This window comes from Sinorhizobium terangae, assembly GCF_029714365.1.
GTDB classification, from domain to species: domain Bacteria; phylum Pseudomonadota; class Alphaproteobacteria; order Rhizobiales; family Rhizobiaceae; genus Sinorhizobium; species Sinorhizobium terangae.
Map to the genome: position 1 here is coordinate 1900633 of NZ_CP121660.1, position 17314 is coordinate 1917946.

General features: G+C 60.6%; 14 protein-coding genes. 10 read left to right on the top strand and 4 right to left on the bottom strand.

Going from position 1 to position 17314, the window contains the following annotated elements; translation table 11 throughout:
- The first annotated feature begins 48 nt into the window (after positions 1–48).
- A complete protein-coding gene (locus QA637_RS27585) occupies positions 49–1512 on the top strand; it encodes a lipopolysaccharide biosynthesis protein (RefSeq protein ID WP_283065966.1) in 1464 nt (487 codons plus the stop codon).
- Here QA637_RS27585 and QA637_RS27590 read toward each other — a convergent pair.
- A complete protein-coding gene (locus tag QA637_RS27590; RefSeq protein ID WP_283065967.1) occupies positions 1447–2790 on the bottom strand; it encodes a polysaccharide pyruvyl transferase family protein in 1344 nt (447 codons plus the stop codon). The genes QA637_RS27585 and QA637_RS27590 overlap by 66 nt on opposite strands.
- Before the next feature lie 461 nt (positions 2791–3251).
- Here QA637_RS27590 and QA637_RS27595 point away from each other — a divergent pair, with 461 nt between their 5' ends.
- The gene (locus tag QA637_RS27595; RefSeq protein ID WP_283065968.1) at positions 3252–4817 is read left to right on the top strand and encodes a class I adenylate-forming enzyme family protein; all 1566 of its coding nucleotides are present in this window, start codon (positions 3252–3254) and stop codon (positions 4815–4817) included.
- A gap of 196 nt (positions 4818–5013) precedes the next feature.
- Here QA637_RS27595 and QA637_RS27600 read toward each other — a convergent pair whose 3' ends face one another.
- Positions 5014–5703 (bottom strand): NADPH-dependent F420 reductase, encoded by a 690-nt coding sequence (locus QA637_RS27600; protein ID WP_283065970.1) that lies wholly within the window; start codon positions 5701–5703, stop codon positions 5014–5016.
- Between the two features lie 126 nt (positions 5704–5829).
- Between QA637_RS27600 and QA637_RS27605 the strand changes: the two genes are divergently transcribed.
- The 4 genes from QA637_RS27605 to QA637_RS27620 all read left to right on the top strand — a co-directional run bounded on the left by QA637_RS27605 (position 5830) and on the right by QA637_RS27620 (position 11777).
- A complete protein-coding gene (locus QA637_RS27605) occupies positions 5830–9060 on the top strand; it encodes an AAA family ATPase (protein WP_283065972.1) in 3231 nt (1076 codons plus the stop codon).
- A gap of 113 nt (positions 9061–9173) precedes the next feature.
- Entirely contained in the window at positions 9174–9473 is a 300-nt protein-coding gene (locus QA637_RS27610; protein ID WP_153440367.1) for a hypothetical protein, read from the top strand.
- 74 nt (positions 9474–9547) lie between these two features.
- The gene (locus QA637_RS27615; protein ID WP_428843152.1) at positions 9548–10702 is read left to right on the top strand and encodes a YcaO-like family protein; all 1155 of its coding nucleotides are present in this window, start codon (positions 9548–9550) and stop codon (positions 10700–10702) included.
- Positions 10695–11777, top strand: coding sequence for a TfuA-like protein (locus QA637_RS27620; protein WP_283065976.1), 1083 nt, complete (start codon positions 10695–10697; stop codon positions 11775–11777). Before QA637_RS27615 ends, QA637_RS27620 begins: the two co-directional genes overlap by 8 nt.
- 160 nt (positions 11778–11937) lie before the next feature.
- On the opposite strand, the gene QA637_RS27625 is transcribed toward QA637_RS27620, so the two are convergent.
- A complete protein-coding gene (locus QA637_RS27625) occupies positions 11938–12693 on the bottom strand; it encodes an IclR family transcriptional regulator (protein WP_283065977.1) in 756 nt (251 codons plus the stop codon).
- A 185-nt stretch (positions 12694–12878) separates the two neighbouring features.
- On the opposite strand from QA637_RS27625, the gene QA637_RS27630 reads away from it, so the two are divergent.
- The 3 genes from QA637_RS27630 to pcaF are packed head-to-tail and all read left to right on the top strand — an operon-like array spanning position 12879 to position 15740.
- Positions 12879–13736, top strand: a complete 858-nt coding sequence (locus QA637_RS27630; protein WP_283065978.1) for a CoA transferase subunit A — start codon at positions 12879–12881, stop codon at positions 13734–13736.
- A gap of 10 nt (positions 13737–13746) precedes the next feature.
- Complete coding sequence (locus tag QA637_RS27635; RefSeq protein WP_153440371.1) at positions 13747–14538, top strand: CoA-transferase subunit beta; 792 nt, start codon at positions 13747–13749, stop codon at positions 14536–14538.
- Positions 14538–15740, top strand: a complete 1203-nt coding sequence (pcaF, locus tag QA637_RS27640; RefSeq protein ID WP_283065979.1) for a 3-oxoadipyl-CoA thiolase — start codon at positions 14538–14540, stop codon at positions 15738–15740. The genes QA637_RS27635 and pcaF overlap by 1 nt, the downstream gene beginning before the upstream one ends.
- 139 nt (positions 15741–15879) lie before the next feature.
- Here pcaF and QA637_RS27645 read toward each other — a convergent pair whose 3' ends face one another.
- Positions 15880–16164: an acylphosphatase gene (locus QA637_RS27645; protein WP_153440373.1), complete on the bottom strand. Its 285-nt coding sequence runs from the start codon at positions 16162–16164 to the stop codon at positions 15880–15882.
- Positions 16165–16612: 448 nt separating this feature from the next.
- Here QA637_RS27645 and QA637_RS27650 point away from each other — a divergent pair, with 448 nt between their 5' ends.
- Positions 16613–17296, top strand: a complete 684-nt coding sequence (locus QA637_RS27650) for an RNA polymerase sigma factor (protein ID WP_283065980.1) — start codon at positions 16613–16615, stop codon at positions 17294–17296.
- The last annotated feature ends 18 nt before the right edge of the window (positions 17297–17314 follow it).

A 17314-nucleotide genomic window follows, 5' to 3' on the forward strand; every position in this document is an offset into this window, starting at 1 on the left:
TGAAACGACGCAATTCCGGATGGAGTTGCCCCAGTCGAGGCAAGTCGCTTGAACGCAGAAAACATCCAATTCGGTCGGCTCGCACTGCGTGGCGGGCTGGTAACCGGTGGCGCCCAGGCCATTCGCATGGTCATCCAGTTCGTCTCCGTCGTCGTGCTCGCACGTTTGCTGGCGCCGGAGGACTTCGGTCTCGTCGCATCGGTCAGCCCGGTCGTCGCCTTCGTCGGGCTTTTTCAGAACCTTGGGCTCCAGCAGGCGGTCATCCAGCGCAAGGAAATCGGAGAGAGGGAGCTCAATCACGTCTTCTGGATCAGTACCCTTGTCGGCCTTATCTGCACGCTGGTCGTTATCGCGCTTTCGCCCGCCATTGCCGTTTTCTACGGCGACCAGCGCATGACGGCCATTGCGATTGCCGCGGCATTGCCGCTGCTCCTCGGCAGCCTGGCCGCGCTGCCGCTCGCCTTGATGAACCGGCACCTGAAGTTCGGGCAGTTGGCATTGAACGATGTTTATGCCGCGGTCGTGGGACTTCTCGTCACCGCCGGGGCCGCCTATCTCGGCCTCGGCTACTGGTCGCTCGTGATCGGGCCCGCGGCTTCCGCCGCAGTCGCCCTCCTGGCCGCATGGTGGGCCACACGCTGGATGCCGGGGCGGCCGGCGTTTGCAATCGACCGCGACATCATCTCGTTTGGTGCCAATCTCACCGGCTTCAACCTGGTCAACTTCTTCTCGCGCAATCTCGACAACGTCCTGATCGGCAAGTATTCCGGGCCGATCCAGCTCGGCTACTACGACCGCGCCTACAAGCTTCTCCTGTTCCCGCTGCAGAACATCACGCAGCCTCTGTCGCGCGTGATGATCCCGCTGATGAGCCGCATCCAGGAGGACAAGCCTCGGTTTCGCGACATCTACATGCGCACCAACTGGCTGCTCGCCGCCGTCACCATGCCCGGCATTGCGGCGCTGACCTTGGCCGCTGGACCGACCGTCAGCATTCTCTTCGGCGAGCAATGGCTGCCGGTCGCGCCAATCTTCGCCTGGCTCGGGATCGCCAGCCTGATGCAGCCGGTTTCGAGCACCACGGGCTGGATCTTCATCTGCCAGGGCGAGACGCAGACCATGTTCCGCTGGGGCATCTATTCGTCGCTGACGACGGTGCTCTCCTTCGTCGTCGGCCTGCAATGGGGCGCGATCGGCGTCGCGGCGGCCTATGCCATCAGCGGCTATGTCCTGCGTCTCCCGGTACTCGCCTGGCTGCTGCAGCGGGTGGGACCGGTTTCGGCGATGGATTTCCTTTACGTCCAGGGCTTGTTTCTCGTATCGGCCCTGGCCGCCTGGATCTGCTATCGGCTGCTGCCGGAAGTCCTGACCGGAAGCTCGGTCATCCTCGCCCTCGCTTCCGCAATCTCACTCAACTACGGACTGGCGCTCGTCTTCGCGCTGGTGCTACGCCAGCCGCGCCAGGTTCTGTTCGACATCCTTTCGAAGGCCGTAAGCGCCATTCGCCGATAAGGCTTCGACGATGGGACGGAGGAGATCCGCGGCAGACATCGCCGAGGCATGCTCCTCAAGCACCGCCTTGAGGCTCGTCTCGCGATAAAGGTCGAGGTTGCCGATGAAGCGGTCGAGCTTCGCACTCGCCTCTTGCGGCGTCACCGTATCGATATCAAGCAGGACTTCGTCGACGCCGACGCGCTTGGCGACTTCCTTGGTCTTGAACTCGTAGGCGATCGGCAGAACCGGCGTGCCGGTGCAAAGCGACATGATCATCATGTGCATGCGCGTCGCCACGACGAAATCGAGGTCCTTGGCGATTGCCATCAATTGCTCCGGCGTGTGGAACGATGCGTCGACGCTCACGTGCTCGGCGATCTCCGGCGCCAGTCCCGAGACGATCAGGTTCGCCGTCTTCGAATCGTCATGCGCATATTCCGGCACGCCCTGACAGGTCGAAATGAACGTGACCTTCTTGCCGTGGTTGCGCACGAGCTTCGTCGCCATCTCGCGAACGGAATCGATATATCGCCCCATGCCGCCGTCGCCGCCCTTGACGTAGTGCCAGTGCCGCACGGAGATGCCGACACGGCCGGTCGGTGCCGGACGGCCGATCATCAGCAGCGCCTTGATCCGCTCGACGTCCGCAAGCGCGAAGACGGAATCGGCAACCACGTGGCATTTCGACGGATCGTCGACGAGACCGAGGATATGGTCGCGTGAGCGGGCGTCGCGCAGGAGAATCAGCGGGCTGCGGGCGAAAATCGGCGGCAGCATCCTGAGGTTGTAAGGTTTCTCGAACGGGCCAAGCGACTGGGTGAAGAAAATCGTCTTCTTGCCGAGCATCTCACCGAGCTTGAACTGGTTGATGCGCCGCTCGAGCGAATAGTTCTCGACGAGATAGGTGCCGCCGGTAGTGATCACCAGATCGGCGTCCTTGTAGAGTGCAAGGCTCTTGCGGTCCTCGTCGCTGAAGAAGCGCCTGTCGAGATAGTTGCCGCTGCCGAGATGGCGGAGCGCCTGGAAGGCTGCCTGGTTATAGACCTGCTTCAGCGCATTCTTGACGGTGTTGTCGTCGTATTTGTACTTGAAGATCGATTCCGAGGGGAGTTTACGCAGTTCGATGTCGGGATACTGCTCCTTCGGATACAGTCGCGCCGCGACTTCCGGCTGGCTGTCGAACACCAGGAATTCGACCTTCTCGCCCAGTATCGATTTCAGGATATGCCTGATCGCGAAAAGAATGGCCGCGTCGCCCGTGTTCAAGCAGACGGTATTTTCGACTACAACTTTCATGTTCCGTCATCCCCGTGTGAAAGTCTCGCCAGACATGGGAGGGTAGTGTCGGCCGACTTGCCGCTCGCAGCGGCGCCCGTGTCCGACGGACAACCCGCAATGGCGTTCTGTCGCGAAGTTTTGGTGAATTCATGGCCGGGGAAGCGTTTTCTGCCGCAATGCAGCATAAGGGGTGGGCCTCATAACAAGGCGGCGGCCTGAGGCGCTAACGGCAACGGAGTCTGGCTCTGGGCAGCGACTATGAACTCGAAAGCAGCGGGAAATGGCTCTGGGCCGTTGCGGTGGCAAACCAACCGCTTAGTCTGGCGATCGAAATATTGGCCGGATCGAGCCTCACGGACGCCGTTTACGGGTCTGGGATTGCGGCCTCACTGCCTGCCGGTGCGTGGCAATCGGCGCGCCTGGTCGTGCCTTGGCAACGCGAGACCAAGCGGAACCTCGCCTTTGTATGGGAGGAAGGCATGCTCACTTTTGGAGACCTGATCCGCCGCAACGGCCTGAATTGGGGCGACAAGGATGCATTCGTTGAAATGGATCGACGTCGCAATTGGCGTGAGTTCCATGCGCGCACCGATGCGTTAGGTCACGCCATGCGTCGTCTTGGCGTTACTGCCGGCGACCGTGTGGCTGTCCTATCGACCGACCGCATCGAGGTTGCGGAGACATTCGGTGCCTGCATGAAGGTTGGGTGCGTGCGGATCGGGCTGAATCCGCGCCTCGCTCCGCCGGAGATCGCCGCGCTCGTCGCGGACTGCTCACCTGCCGTGATCTTTGCTCATTGCGACCATCTTCCCCTGATTGACCGGACGGCAAGAGCGGCGGTGCCGACCCCAGATGTTCGTGGCGAAATGCGCGTCATCGAGTTCGGATCGCTTTCCAGCGAATACGAAAAGCTCATCTTTGCCGAAAGCGACCAGCCAGAGCTTGTTCAGACGCCACATCCGATTGCGATGATTGCCTACACGACCGGCTCGACAGGGCTTCCCAAAGGGGCTGTCTACCCACACGGAGCCTTCCTTCAGTCGATCCTTTATACCGCTTTGTTGGAGGGGATCGATCCATCAAGCCGTTGGCTCCACGTGATGCCTGCGGCGGGAGCTCCCTTGATGCACATGATCCGCAACCTGTTTCATGCTGCCGCCACGGTGATTGTCGGCCCCTGGTCTGCAGAGCAAGCGCTTCTTCTGATCGAGCGCGAGCGTACCACCAATGTCGTCCTCGTGCCCACCATGCTGAATGCACTGCTCGAATCGAGCATGATCGGACGCACGGACATGAGTTCGATGCGGTTGTTTGGTTACGGAGGTTCTCCGCTTCCGCCGAAGACGCTCAAGGAAGCGATGAGAGTTTTTGCCAGGCCGTTTCTCCAGATGTTCGGCACCACGGAGTTGATGGGCATGTCGATGATGCTGTTCCCCTCAGACCACGAACTCGGCATCACCGCTCGCCCGGAGATCCTGGCTTCCGCCGGCAAATCCCTCCCGTTCGTCGATGTCAAGTTGGTGGATGAGAATGGCGGTCCTCTTCCCTCCGGCGAGACGGGTGAACTTATCGTCCGTAGCGACACGTCGTTCTCAGGTTACTGGAACGCGCCAGAAAAAAGCGCCGAGGTTGTAAAGGGCGGCTGGATATATACCGGGGATATGGCAAGGATCGACGAGACGGGCTACGTGTATCTCAGAGATCGCGTCAAGTTCAGAATTAAGACCGGGGGGTACAGCGTGTTTCCGACAGAAGTCGAAAATGCCCTGGCCGAGCATCCGGCAGTCAACGAGGTAGCGGTGGTCGGCCTACCGGACGAGCGATGCGGCGAGCGCATCCATGCAGTTGTCAGCATTGTTTCGGGAAGAACCGTCACGTCAGACGAACTGCGTGAGTTCTGCCGGGATAGGATTGCCGCCTTCAAGATACCGGAGTCGATCGAGGTCTGGGCAACGATTCCCAAGGGGCCGACCGGTAAGATTCAAAAGCGCGCGGTCATCGAGCATTACACGGCGAAGCCAGGAAGCAGACTTCATGATGAGTGAGATTTGCTGAGCGAGGTACCGCTTTCGTCGAAATACCGGAAGCGATGGAGTCCGTGAACGCAGTTTGCACAAGCTCGCGCTTTCCGTCTGTCGGACATGCCTCTGCGGCGGGCAGGTGTCCTTCCCGATTAACGCGGTCAGATCGGTCGATACGCCCATGGTGTTCGAGTGATGTCCCGTCGGACAAGACGTGCTGTCAATGATTGTCGCCCCGAGCGTCGCTTGCGGTCAGGATTACTGGCGTGACCACAGTCCCCTGGCCCTGAGTGTAAGCCAGCTGGATAATCAGCTCAGCCAACGGTTCGAGATACCGAGCGCATTCGATACCACCAGTGTCCACGGCATCGTATCCGATGTCGCGGACCAAAGCCGCCACCCGATTTTTTGACTCAGTATCGTCTCCGGCTAGGAAGACTTGAGGAGCAATGCTGCCGAACGACAACTCGGCGAACACGACATCTGCGAAGATAGCATTGAACGCTTTCACCACCTTCGAGCGTGGCGCAAGCCTTTGGCATGTTTCTCCGGCCGAATCAGAGTGCCCGAGTGTGAGCTGCATGTAGTCCGCAGTTAATGGGTTGGTGCAATCGACAATGATCTTGTCGTCCAGGTTTCCCAACCGGTCCAATGTTTCGGACAGATTAACAAACGGAACTGCGAGAAAAATCACATCTGCCTCGGCCACGAAGGAGTTTGCGGCCCCGCCTCGCACACCGAGTTCTTCGGCCGCAAGGCGGCCCGTCTCGTCGTCTCGAGATCCCAGCAAGACTTGATGCGACGTCTTTGCAAACCGCTTCGCTAGGGCGCGTCCGACATTGCCCGTACCCACGATCAAGAGTGTCAATGTTGGGCCGGACATAGCAGCCTCGCAATGATCGCTGAACATGTTGAAGATTGTTCGCTCCGCCATCGCCGGTCAAGTAGATTCTGTGACGGGCGCATCCGTTTTCGTACTATGCTGACTCCGTTTGTTAAGGCCCAAGGCTCCCAGTATTCCCGATTGGAGACGCCCATGCCGCTTACCCTCCGACAATGGCTCAAACAGATAGGTTTGCAGGAATATGCGGACCGGTTTGAGGAAAACAACATTGATTTCGGAGTGCTTAGCCAACTGACCAGCAGCGATCTTCGAGAGATCGGGATCAAAGCCGTCGGCGATCGGAGGCGATTGATCGCTGCAGCGAAGCAGTTCCGTGTCGAGGCGGCTGCGGTGTCCGCCGGGTCACATCGGAGGGATCAAGCAGAGGCGTCGCGCAACTGGACCGGTGGAGCAGAGCGACGGAACCTCGCGGTTCTCTTCTGCGACCTCGTGGGCTCGACACACATGTCGGAGCAAATGGACGCCGAAGAGTTGCGCGATATCGTTGCCGGCTACCAATCAACGGCCGTCCGAGTAGTACAGAAGTACGGCGGAAGGATAAGCCAGTTCATGGGCGATGGCGTGTTGGCCTACTTCGGCTGGCCCAGCGCGAGAGAGAACAACTCGGAAAGTGCGGTTCGGGCAGCGCTCGAACTCGGCAGAGCGGTCAAGGAATCAGGGCTGTCCTGCCGCATTGGAATTGCCACAGGTCCTGTGGTGGTTGGCGACATCGAAAGCGACAACCTCAGGCTGAAGGACCAAGTCGTGGGCCGGACGCCAAACCTTGCGGCCCGCCTGCAGGTGGAAGCGGAAGCCGACACGATCGTTGTTTCAAGCGAGACTCGGGAGCTGGCTGGCGAGGAGTTTGTCTATAGCGATCTCGGTCTTCGAACGATGAAGGGGATTGCATCGTCGGTAAGGCTTTGGCGCGTCGATGGGCTGAGGCTGGGCGGACCCGTGAAGCACTTCGCCCACTGGGACACGCCCATTTTTGGCCGCGTTGGACAGCTCGATGCTTTGATGAGGCTGTGGAACGAGGCAAAGTGCGGCGCGCGGCGCTCCGTGTTGGTGCAAGGGGATCCGGGCATCGGCAAGTCGCGCCTGGTCGCAGAGGTGCTGACGCACGCCGAACCGGGCCAAGACTCGGTGCTGTTGGAGTTTCAGTGCTCACCCTTTCACAGCCATGAGCCACTATTTCCGGTGCTGGACCAACTCCGACGCGCGATCCTTCCACAGGCATCTATTGGCACGTCGGCTCTGTTTCAGGCGCTGGTTACAGACACGAGCCAGGAGCGCCGGGACACGGCCCAGGCCCTCATCGCTCTCCTGTCGGGTGATCCCCACGGTCATTTTGCAGGGCTTACAGCACGTGGACGGAAGGAAAGAACGTTCTCCGCCATAGAGTCAGTGCTCGACACCCTCTCCCTGTTTCGTACGCTCCTAATAGTCGTGGAAGATCTCCATTGGGCGGACCCAAGCACGATCGAGTTCTTCCAGCGGTTCGTTCACGATCCGGCAAGACGAAACGCCCTCGCCGTGTTTACTTGCCGCAGCGAAGCTACGTCGCAACTGTCGGATATGCGCTTCGATGCGATCGTCGACGTCCCGCGCCTTTCAAACGGCGAAGTGAATCAACTGATCGAAGCAATCACAGGCAGCGCTGCGCTGCCTCGGTCTGTCCGGGCTGCCATCGCGGACCGGTCCGACGGCGTTCCTCTCTATGTTGAAGAACTGGCGAAATCGGTATTGGACGGCAAGCACCTGTCTGAGGCGAAACAGGAACGCGAAGTCAATCTGACATCTGTCCCGATGACCTTGCATGACTCGCTCATCGCGAGGATAGACCGCCTAGCGATAAAGATGGAGATCCCGCAGGCAGCCGCGGCGATCGGCCGGGAATTTTCTTCTCACGTGTTGAAGACCGCACTCGGATATCGTGGAAGCGAGGTGGAGAACGCACTGCGTCGATTGATCAGTGCCCAAGTCGTGAAGGCAGATCCGGGAAGGCCGGACCACTACATTTTCAAGCATTCACTGATGCGCGACGCTATTTACGAAAGTATGCTGTCGAAGGCGCGAAAGACAGTGCATTGCCAGATTGCCGTTGCCCTGGAGAACACACATTCCGCAGCCGGATCACCCCACGTCCTTGCACACCACTGGGCTTCAGGTGGAAACGACATCAAGGCCTTCGAGTACTACTCGCAGGCCGCCACCCTCGCAAAGGGGAAATTCGCAAACAAGGAGGCCATCGCGTACTTCCGTGCGTCGCTTCATCACTTGGGCTTGGCGGCGGATGTATCAGATTCTTCAGCCGCCGAACTGAAGACAACCCTGCTTGAGCAATTGAGCGAGGTACAGTTTCTTTCGCACAATATCGACAAAGCGGAATCGGCCTTGCGCGAAGCTATGGAGCTCGCGCCCAATGAGCCTCTCCAACGCGCCCGGCTGCTTCGGAAGCTAGGCGTCGCGCTTCAGCAAGACCGAGACCGGTCCCTGCAAGTTCTCGACGAAGCAGAGCAGGCGCTCAAGAAACTCGGGGATACGTCGACGAAGGACGCGCTCGGAGAGTGGATCGAAATTCAACTCTCAAGATGCAACGCAAATTACTGGAGCGGTAACGGCAACGAGATGAGCATTCTGCTGGACCAGATCGCGCCTCATCTGGATGACTGCTCGGCTGAGCAACTGGCAGAATTCTTCAACCAGTGCGTCCTTCGCGATCTGAGGCTTCAACGCTATCGTGCTTCATTGGCGACAATCGAGCATGCGCGAGACTACGTGAAGGCTGCCAAACGAACCCACAATCTGGCGACCATCTCATCTTCTAAGTTCATTCTTGGATTTACCTATCTTCATAGCGGCAGGTTGCGGACTGCCGCGCGCACGCTGTTAAGCGGGATGCAAGCTGCTCAGCGGTCCGGTCACAAGGCGATTGAACTTCGCTGTCGCGTATATCTAGGCTTGGCCTACCGACTGCAGGGCGAGGTCGAGGCTGCCATTGAAACAGCCAAGGAAGCGGCGGAGACAGCCAGGATCGAGGCGATGTCGGAGTATGTCGGACTCGCCAGTGCAAACCTCGCATGGGGTTACTGGAGGCGAGGTCGACTGGGGGACGCCCGCTCGGAAGCGGAACGGGCCATGCGGGAGTTTGACAAGTCCAAGATTGCCTACCCATTCGAGTGGACGGCGTTGTTGATCCTGCTGGCGACCGACGATCAAGATTGCGAGCGAGTATGCGATCGTCTCCTTAAGAGCACGCAACAAGAGCTGCCAAAAGTCGTACGCACGGGGTTAGAGAAGCTTGCGGCGAGTTCCGCTGCCAACCGATCATCTATACTTCAGCTATTGATTTCTGCGTGCAGAAGGCGGAACCTCCTATAACTTGCAGCCGGAAAGACTTTCGTCGATGCGGTGGCCGCGCAAGGGGATGCTTAAGTCAAAGACCAAACATTGAGGTGATATCGTAGAAGTTTGCAACCGGAGGGAGGGACGCCATGCCCCAAGATGGTAACAGCGAGGAATTTCGCCACGATCTTATAATCGCCAAAGACGATGGAACTATTCTCCACATCAAACGCGAATACTGGGATCACCAAGACTACGTCGTCGATGCGACGGAGTTCCAAAACGATGACGGCTGGAAGGTTGTTCGCCAGCTTCTGCAGTGCGGCGTAATGCTCGCAGCCGTTCCTCCTAAGCTTCCATCGCCACTGGACGATCCAAAGCCACTTGGCACCTGCTGGCTCGTGAACATAGAAGGGTTGAAGCAGTCTACGAAGTTCCATGTTCGGTGACGGCGGAAGACTTACAGGTCGAGTCTTGGCCTCGTTTCATTCGCGAGTTAAACCCGGCTGAGACTCTGACCAGAATGGCCCCCTTCCTGCGCGAAATCGGCGTTTCGCGCATCGCCGACATCAGCGGCCTCGATTCCATCGGATTGCCCGTCGCGGTTGCGTACAGGCCGAACGCTCGGTCGCTGACAACCTGCCACGGCAAGGGGGTGACGCTGACCCAGGCGAAAACTTCGGCTGTCATGGAGGCAGTTGAACGCCACTGTGCCGAAAACCCCAAATTGGCTTTGAGATACGCATCCTTCAATGAACTGCTGGAGGAAGGCCGCGTGGTTGACGTGGATATTCTCCCCAGGTTTGTTGAGGCACCCCCTTGCCGGACACGCCGAACGCTCTGGACGCGCTCAACGGGGATGATGACCGGCGAAGGCGTATGGGTCCCTTTTGAGGCAGTTCACCTGGACTATGCCCTTCCGCTGCCGCCAAACCTTGAATGCCTGCTTATCAATTCCGGCGGACTGGCATCCGGGAACACGATAAAGGAAGCTGCGGTCCATGCGATCTGCGAACTGCTCGAAAGGGACGCGCTCACTCTGTGGCGACCCAGAGGCACCGGGATTCAGGAAACGGCCGTCGATCTGAAATCTGTAAATGATCCGTGGTGCTCTGAGATTCTGACCACACTCGCTCGGTCCGGGGTGAGAACCGCAGTTTGGGACATGACGAGTGATCTCGGCGTACCCGCTTTCTTTTGCGAGATATGGTCCGATGCCTCTTCCACGTTCCGGAGCGTAGGTCCCGCCGCCGGTAGTGCATGCCATCCGATAAGTGGCATCGCGCTCGGGAAAGCTGTGCTCGAGGCAGCCCAAAGCCGATTGACGATGATTTCCGGAACGCGGGATGACTTGACGCGCGAAATGTTTGTGCGCGGCCCTCCACAATCGCCGCGTGAGGGACCGACTATCTGCCCAGGCAAGGCCTTCAGCGACATTCCCAGTGCGTTGGCGTCCACCAGCGTCGACGATGCGCTCGACGAGCTCCTTAGCAGAATGCGCCTTGCCGGCATCGATGAACCGCTTATCGTTGACCTATCGCATGGTGGCATTCCTGCCGCCGTGGTGCGCGTCATCGCGCCCGGTCTTGAAGGTTCGTGCGATGCGCCGGGCTATATGGCAGGAACGCGTGCCAGGCGACAAACCGCCCACCGACATGGCGTTGGCGAACATGGCTGATAAAGTAACCGTCTTCGTGGGCCCGTCGCTCGGACGTGATCGCCCTACCTACCACGGTCTCGAGGTTGACTATCGCCCGCCCGCTTCCCAAGGAGACCTCTTGGCGGCCGCGGTTGACGGTCCGAAAGCCATCGTCTTGATCGACGGCTATTTCGAACATGTGCCTGCAGTGCACCATAAGGAGATCCTATGGGCGCTTGACAAGGGCATTGCCGTGTACGGCGCCTCCTCCATCGGGGCTCTCCGAGCGGCGGAGTTGAGCTCGTTCGGAATGATCGGCGTGGGAAAGATCTTCGAAGCTTTCGAGTCGGGGGAGCTCGAACGCGACGATGAGGTCGCCTTGGTTCATGGACCTGCGGAAGTCAACTATGAGCCGCTTTCAGAGCCTCTCGTAAATATTCGATCGACGCTGTCGTTCGCTTTGGAATCGGGAGTTGTCGATCGAGAGATTGCCGAGACCCTGATCAACCGGACCATAGCGGCCTTTTACCCGGAGCGCAGTTTCGGTCGCCTGTTGCGCGACTTGGAGCAACACGCAGACCGCGTGCAAGCGGCGAGGTTCGCAAGCTGGTTACCGCGTGGGAGGCTGGACCAGAAGCGCATGGATGCAGTGGCTTGCCTTGCCCGCGCGACCGCCGATATCCTGCACCCGCCCGGTGAACATGGGCACTCGAGCATCGGATTCGTCTTCACCGACGCATTCGCTCAACTGGTACGATGCACCGCGGCAGGATTGCCGCTGGGAAGCCAGGTTGCCCACAGGCTGATTCAATTGGGTTCCGATACGAGAGCGGGTTTATCGTCCGTATACGCATCCGGGGCCACGAGCGCGGCCGCCTTGGCAATAGATCGGGCCACTCAAGGCCCAGTTCCGGTTCGTTCGCTCGGTGAGACCGTCCAATTCTTCCTGGAACAGGTGCCGGGAGGAGACGTCGGTACCTGGATGAAGACGAGGAATCTGGATCTTGATACGCTGTCCCGAATATTGGAGGAGTTGGCCCGAATGGATCGGTCCTTCGAAGCGGCAGACGAGTTGGTTCAAAGAGTAGTTCATTCCAAGCTGAAAATAAGCTGATGACCGTTCGACGTGGTCAACTCCCTTGCTTGCTCGCTTCACCTGGAACTACGCAGTGAAGCAACCCGCAACTTGTGCGTCCATCAAGACGGGTCACCAGCACGGTGGCGGCCGGCTTCCTAACGGACAGACCTGAAAGCGCCAGATTTTTCACCCGCGCCTACTGCACAAGCGGCCGCAATGCACCTTGCGTCTCCTTGAGCATGGAGAGGTAGCGCTCTGCGAGTTCCGAGGCCGCGACGTGTGCGGCCGGCGCGCCGATATTGAGCGCCGCGACCACCTGCCCGCGCGCGTTCATCACGGGCACCGCGATCGAGCAAAGTCCGAGCTCGAGCTCCTGGTCGATGACCGCATAGCCCTGCTCGCGAACCCGGCGCAGTTCCTCGATCAACTCTTCCGGATCGGTCTTCGTGCGCGGCGTGTTGGCCTTGAGCTCAGTGCGGTTCAGGATCTCGCGCGCTTCCTCTTCAGGAAGTGCTGCCAGCAGCACGCGGCCCATCGAGGCGCAATAGGCGGGAAGGCGGGACCCGGGCATGAGGTTGATCGACATCACCCGCCGCTGCGAGGCGCGCGCCACATAGACGACCTCGGTGCCGTCTAGCACTGAGGCCGACGCGCTCTGGCCGGCCTTTTCCGAAAGCTGGTCGAGATATGGCTGGACAAGCGCCGGCAAGGGTGTCGCCGACAGATAGGCGTGGCCGAGCCGCAGGATTTTCGGCGTCAGCGTAAAGAATTTGCCGTCGTAGTCGGCATAGCCGAGCTCGGAAAGCGTGAGCAGCGAGCGCCGCACCGTCGCACGGTCAAGATGGGTGATTTTCGCAGCCTCCGCAATCGTCAGCCGCGGCTGCGCCTCCCCGAAGGCCTCGATAACCTTCAGCCCCCGCGCGAAGCCGCTGACGAAATCCGTTTCCCGCATGATTCGCTCCTCGTCTATTTTTGGCCATTTTGTGCGATATGCGAACAAAAGTCAAATATCGCACAAAAATGTTTGACGAGCGGCTCAAACGAGCGCTTATTCCCGCCATCGCCGATGACGAAAGCCAGGCGGGACCGCGGGTCCCCTGATCGACAGTTCGGCAACATCAACGGAGGAGGGCCAGGATGGCTCGCATATTGTCGCTCGCCGAGGCGGTCGCCGAAAACGTGAAGGATGGCGACACCGTCGCCATGGAAGGATTCACCCATCTCATTCCCTATGCCGCTGGCCATGAGGTGATCCGCCAGGGCAGGAAGGATCTCTTCCTCGTCCGCATGACGCCGGACATCCTCTATGACCAGTTGATCGGCGTCGGCGCCGCACGAGGCATGAAATTCTCCTGGGGCGGCAATCCCGGCGTCGGCTCGCTGCACCGCTTCCGCGATGCGGTGGAAAATCAATGGCCGCGGCCGCTGGAAATCGAGGAACACTCCCACGCGGCGATGGCGAACGCCTATGAGGCGGGCGCCGCAAACCTGCCCTTCGCAACGCTCAGGGGCTATATCGGCGCCGACCTGCCCAAGGTGAACGCCAACATCAAGCAAGTTACCTGCCCCTTCACCGGTGAGGTGCTTGCCGCCGTGCCGGCGATCCGTCCGGACGTGACGATCATCCACGCGCAGCGCGCCGACCGGAAGGGCAATGTACTCCTCGAAGGCATCGTCGGCGTGCAGAAGGAAGCGGTGCTTGCCGCCAAGCGCTCGATCGTGACCGTCGAGGAGATCGTCGACGAGCTTAACCCTCCCTCTCCGAATTCGGTCGTGCTGCCGACCTGGGCGGTGACGGCAGTCGTCCACGTGCCGGGCGGCGCCTTCCCCTCTTATGCGCATGGCTATTATCCGCGCTCAAACGCCTTCTATATCGCCTGGGACGAGATCGCCCGCGACAGGGAAACGTTCACCGCCTGGATCAAGGAAAACGTGCTCGACGCGAAGCCCGAGGACTTCGCCAGACATGCCGCAAAGTCGGCAAAGGCCGCGTAAGGAGGCGACGATGACGGATTTCACCCCCACGGAAATGATGACGATCGCGGCAGCGCGCGCGCTTTCCAACGACGACGTCTGCTTCGTCGGCATCGGCGCGCCCTCGGCCGCCTGCAATGTCGCGCGGCTGACGCATGCGCCGGACATAACGCTGATCTACGAGAGCGGCACCGTCGGCACCAAGCCGGACGTGCTGCCGCTGTCGATCGGCGACGGCGAGCTTTGCGACACCGCGCTCTTCACCGTCTCCGTCCCGGAAATGTTCCGCTACTGGCTGCAGGGCGGGCGCATCACGACCGGCTTTCTCGGCGGCGCGCAGATTGACCGCTTCGCCAATCTCAACACGACCGTCGTCGGCCCCTATGACCACCCGAAGGTCCGCCTGCCGGGCGGCGGCGGCGCGCCGGAGATCGCCTCGAATTGCGGCCGCATCTTCATCACCATGGCGCTCTCGAAACGCGGCTTCGTCGAGAAGCTGCCTTTCATCACCTCCATGGGCCACGGCGAAGGCGGCAACCACCGCGAACGCCTCGGCATGAAGACGAAGGGTCCGACCCGTGTCATCACCGATCTCTGCATCCTCGAGCCCGATCCCGAGACGAAGGAGTTGACCGTCGTCTCCATCCACCACGGTGTCACGCGCGAACAAATCGTCGAAAACTGCGGCTGGGCGATCAAGTTCGCCGATACGGTCATCGAGACTCCGGTGCCGACGGAAACGGAACTTGCGGTGCTGCGCGACATCAACGCCCGCACCAAGAAGGCCCATCAGGGCACCGAAAAGGGTAAGGAGGCGGCCTGATGCGCGACGTTTTCATCTGCGATTATATCCGCACGCCGATCGGCCGCTTCGGCGGCTCGCTGTCCTCGGTGCGCGCAGACGATCTTGGTGCGATCCCGCTTAAGAGTCTCCTGGAGCGCAACGCCTCGGTCGACTGGGAAGCGATCGACGACGTGGTCTTCGGCTGCGCCAATCAGGCGGGTGAAGACAACCGCAACGTCGCTCGCATGTCGCTGCTGCTCGCCGGATTTCCGTTTTCCGTTCCCGGCACGACGATCAACCGCCTTTGCGGCTCGGGCATGGACGCGGTCATCACGGCGGCCCGTGCCGTCAAGTCGGGCGAAGCCGAACTGATGATCGCCGGCGGCGTCGAGTCGATGTCGCGCGCGCCCTTCGTGCTGCCGAAGGCCGAAAGTGCCTTCTCGCGTCATGCCGAGATCCACGACACCACGATCGGCTGGCGCTTCGTCAATCCCCTGATGAAGAAGCAATACGGCGTCGATTCCATGCCGGAGACCGGAGAGAACGTCGCCGAGGACTACAAGGTTTCCCGCGAGGACCAGGATGCCTTTGCCCTGCGCAGCCAGGCGAAGGCCGCAGCAGCACAGGCGAACGGCCGCCTTGCCAAGGAGATCGTCTCGGTCACCATTCCGCAGAGGAAGGGCGAGGCCATTATTGTCGACAGGGACGAGCATCCCCGGGCAACAACGATGGAAGCCCTTGCCAAGCTGAAGGCGCCGTTCCGCGAAGGCGGCACGGTCACCGCCGGCAACGCCTCGGGCGTCAACGACGGTGCAGCGGCGCTCATCATCGCCTCGGAGGAAGCCGCGAGAAAGCACGGATTGACTCCGATCGCCCGTATCCTCGGCGGCGCCAGTGCGGCCGTGCCGCCGCGGGTCATGGGCATCGGCCCGATCCCCACTTCCCGCAAGCTCATGGCGCGGCTCGGCATGAGGCAGGAGCAGTTCGACGTGATCGAACTCAACGAGGCTTTCGCGAGCCAGGGATTGGCCGTACTCCGCGAACTCGGCATCGCCGACGACGATGCCCGGGTCAACCGCAATGGCGGCGCGATCGCGCTCGGTCATCCGCTCGGCATGTCGGGTGCGCGCATCACCGGTACAGCAGCGCTGGAACTTGCCGAAACCGGCGGGCGCTATTCGCTCTCGACCATGTGCATCGGCGTCGGCCAGGGCATCGCCGTCGCGCTGGAGCGGGTATGACCCGCGCCGGCGCCTACGGCTGCGTGCGTCTTTTCAGACGAACGGAGTGCGCTGTAGCACTTTGATTTGCTGCATGTTTTCCATAAATCGAGCTCCGACCTAGGGAAACATGCAGTGGGCCGATATTAAGGCCGCTGCGTCAATCGGTGATGTGAAACCCCACCGGCTCATGCACGGACGAGGCATCTTCGCTCTCGACGTTTGAAACCCGTGCCGCGGGCGGACCTTTCCAGAACCGGCTCAGCATCGCCGAAATCGCCGCCGCGGGTCCTGCAATGAGGGCGGTGACGGAGCCGTCGCGCTCGTTGCGGACCCAGCCCGCCAAGCCGAGCCGTACCGCTTCGTCGCGGGTCCAGACGCGGAAGGCGACGCCCTGCACCCTTCCAGTGATCCGGACCAGAGCCGCTTTGCGATCCTCCGCCATGGTCGCCTCCTTCCTTGTTCGGTCCTCTGAATCTGGCGCAGACGGCGGCGAATGCAAGCGGATCGCTTGGGGTGAACGGTGGCCATGCGCGTGCGCGCCGTCATGCCCGACACCGTTGCCGTTCAGAAAATCTGCCCCCTCGGACTTGAAGGCGCTGCATCGCAATACCATTGTATGAATCATCGACAGGGCCTCCTCCTCCCGGCCCTGTCTTGGGATCGGCAACCATCCTCCTCCCAGTTGCCGATCAGATTCGGAAGCCCGGCGCCCCTCCCCCCGCGCCGGGCTTTCTTTTTGCTGGCTGCTGGACGCGTGCTTTGCGCGTCTGAGACGGCGCCCGGCGCTGTGGGGTCGAAGCGCGCGGGCGATCGCGATAAGATGGCTCTGCTGCACATCTGGGAACGTTTCAGCGGGTCCGGCATCCAATGTGCGACAAGGAGGCCTGACCATGCCCATCACTAAGAAGATCCCATCCCGAAAACGCGAGGCATCGCCGCAAGACATTGACGCCTTCCGCGCCATTATGCGGACGCACAATCGCAAGCTCTACCGCATTGCCCGCAGCATTGTGCAGAACAACAGTGATGCCGAGGACGTTCTCCAGGAGGCCTATGTCCGCGCTTTCACGCATTTTTCCGACTTCCGCGGCGACTCGGCGATCACCACATGGCTCTCGCGCATCGTGATCAACGAGGCCTTGGGGCGGCTGCGCCAGGGGCGGCGACGGAGGCGGCTTGCCGAAGACATGTTGCAGACCCATCAGGCGGAGATCATCGCCTTCCCGCGCAACGCAGACACGGACGATCCGGAAAAGACAATGGCACAGCGACAGATTCTCGACCTTGTCGAAAAGGCGACCGATCAGCTCCCGGACATCTACCGCACCGTATTCGTCATGCGGGTGATCGAGGGTCTCAGCAATGAAGAGACCGCCGAGTTGCTGGCGCTTCGCCCCGAAACCGTCCGAACACGGCTCTTTCGCGCGCGACACCTCATCAAAGAGCAACTGGAGAAACAGATCGGTCCGCTTCTGCTCGATGCCTTCCCCTTCGCGGGTAAACGTTGTGAACGTCTGACGGAGGCCGTGCTCGCTCGCATCTCGCAACAGGAACCGGAGGGCGGCGGCAAGTAATCGGGAACGTTTCGACCC

Excerpts from the sequence above, each read along its gene's own strand:
- QA637_RS27590 (WP_283065967.1), bottom strand. The coding sequence starts at position 2,790 with ATGAAAGTTGTAGTCGAAAATACCGTCTGCTTGAACACGGGCGACGCG.
- QA637_RS27595 (WP_283065968.1), top strand. The coding sequence starts at position 3,252 with ATGCTCACTTTTGGAGACCTGATCCGCCGCAACGGCCTGAATTGGGGC.
- QA637_RS27600 (WP_283065970.1), bottom strand. The coding sequence starts at position 5,703 with ATGTTCAGCGATCATTGCGAGGCTGCTATGTCCGGCCCAACATTGACA.
- QA637_RS27605 (WP_283065972.1), top strand. The coding sequence starts at position 5,830 with ATGCCGCTTACCCTCCGACAATGGCTCAAACAGATAGGTTTGCAGGAA.
- QA637_RS27610 (WP_153440367.1), top strand. The coding sequence starts at position 9,174 with ATGCCCCAAGATGGTAACAGCGAGGAATTTCGCCACGATCTTATAATC.
- QA637_RS27615 (WP_428843152.1), top strand. The coding sequence starts at position 9,548 with ATGGCCCCCTTCCTGCGCGAAATCGGCGTTTCGCGCATCGCCGACATC.
- QA637_RS27620 (WP_283065976.1), top strand. The coding sequence starts at position 10,695 with ATGGCTGATAAAGTAACCGTCTTCGTGGGCCCGTCGCTCGGACGTGAT.
- QA637_RS27625 (WP_283065977.1), bottom strand. The coding sequence starts at position 12,693 with ATGCGGGAAACGGATTTCGTCAGCGGCTTCGCGCGGGGGCTGAAGGTT.
- QA637_RS27630 (WP_283065978.1), top strand. The coding sequence starts at position 12,879 with ATGGCTCGCATATTGTCGCTCGCCGAGGCGGTCGCCGAAAACGTGAAG.
- QA637_RS27635 (WP_153440371.1), top strand. The coding sequence starts at position 13,747 with ATGACGGATTTCACCCCCACGGAAATGATGACGATCGCGGCAGCGCGC.
- pcaF (WP_283065979.1), top strand. The coding sequence starts at position 14,538 with ATGCGCGACGTTTTCATCTGCGATTATATCCGCACGCCGATCGGCCGC.
- QA637_RS27645 (WP_153440373.1), bottom strand. The coding sequence starts at position 16,164 with ATGGCGGAGGATCGCAAAGCGGCTCTGGTCCGGATCACTGGAAGGGTG.
- QA637_RS27650 (WP_283065980.1), top strand. The coding sequence starts at position 16,613 with ATGCCCATCACTAAGAAGATCCCATCCCGAAAACGCGAGGCATCGCCG.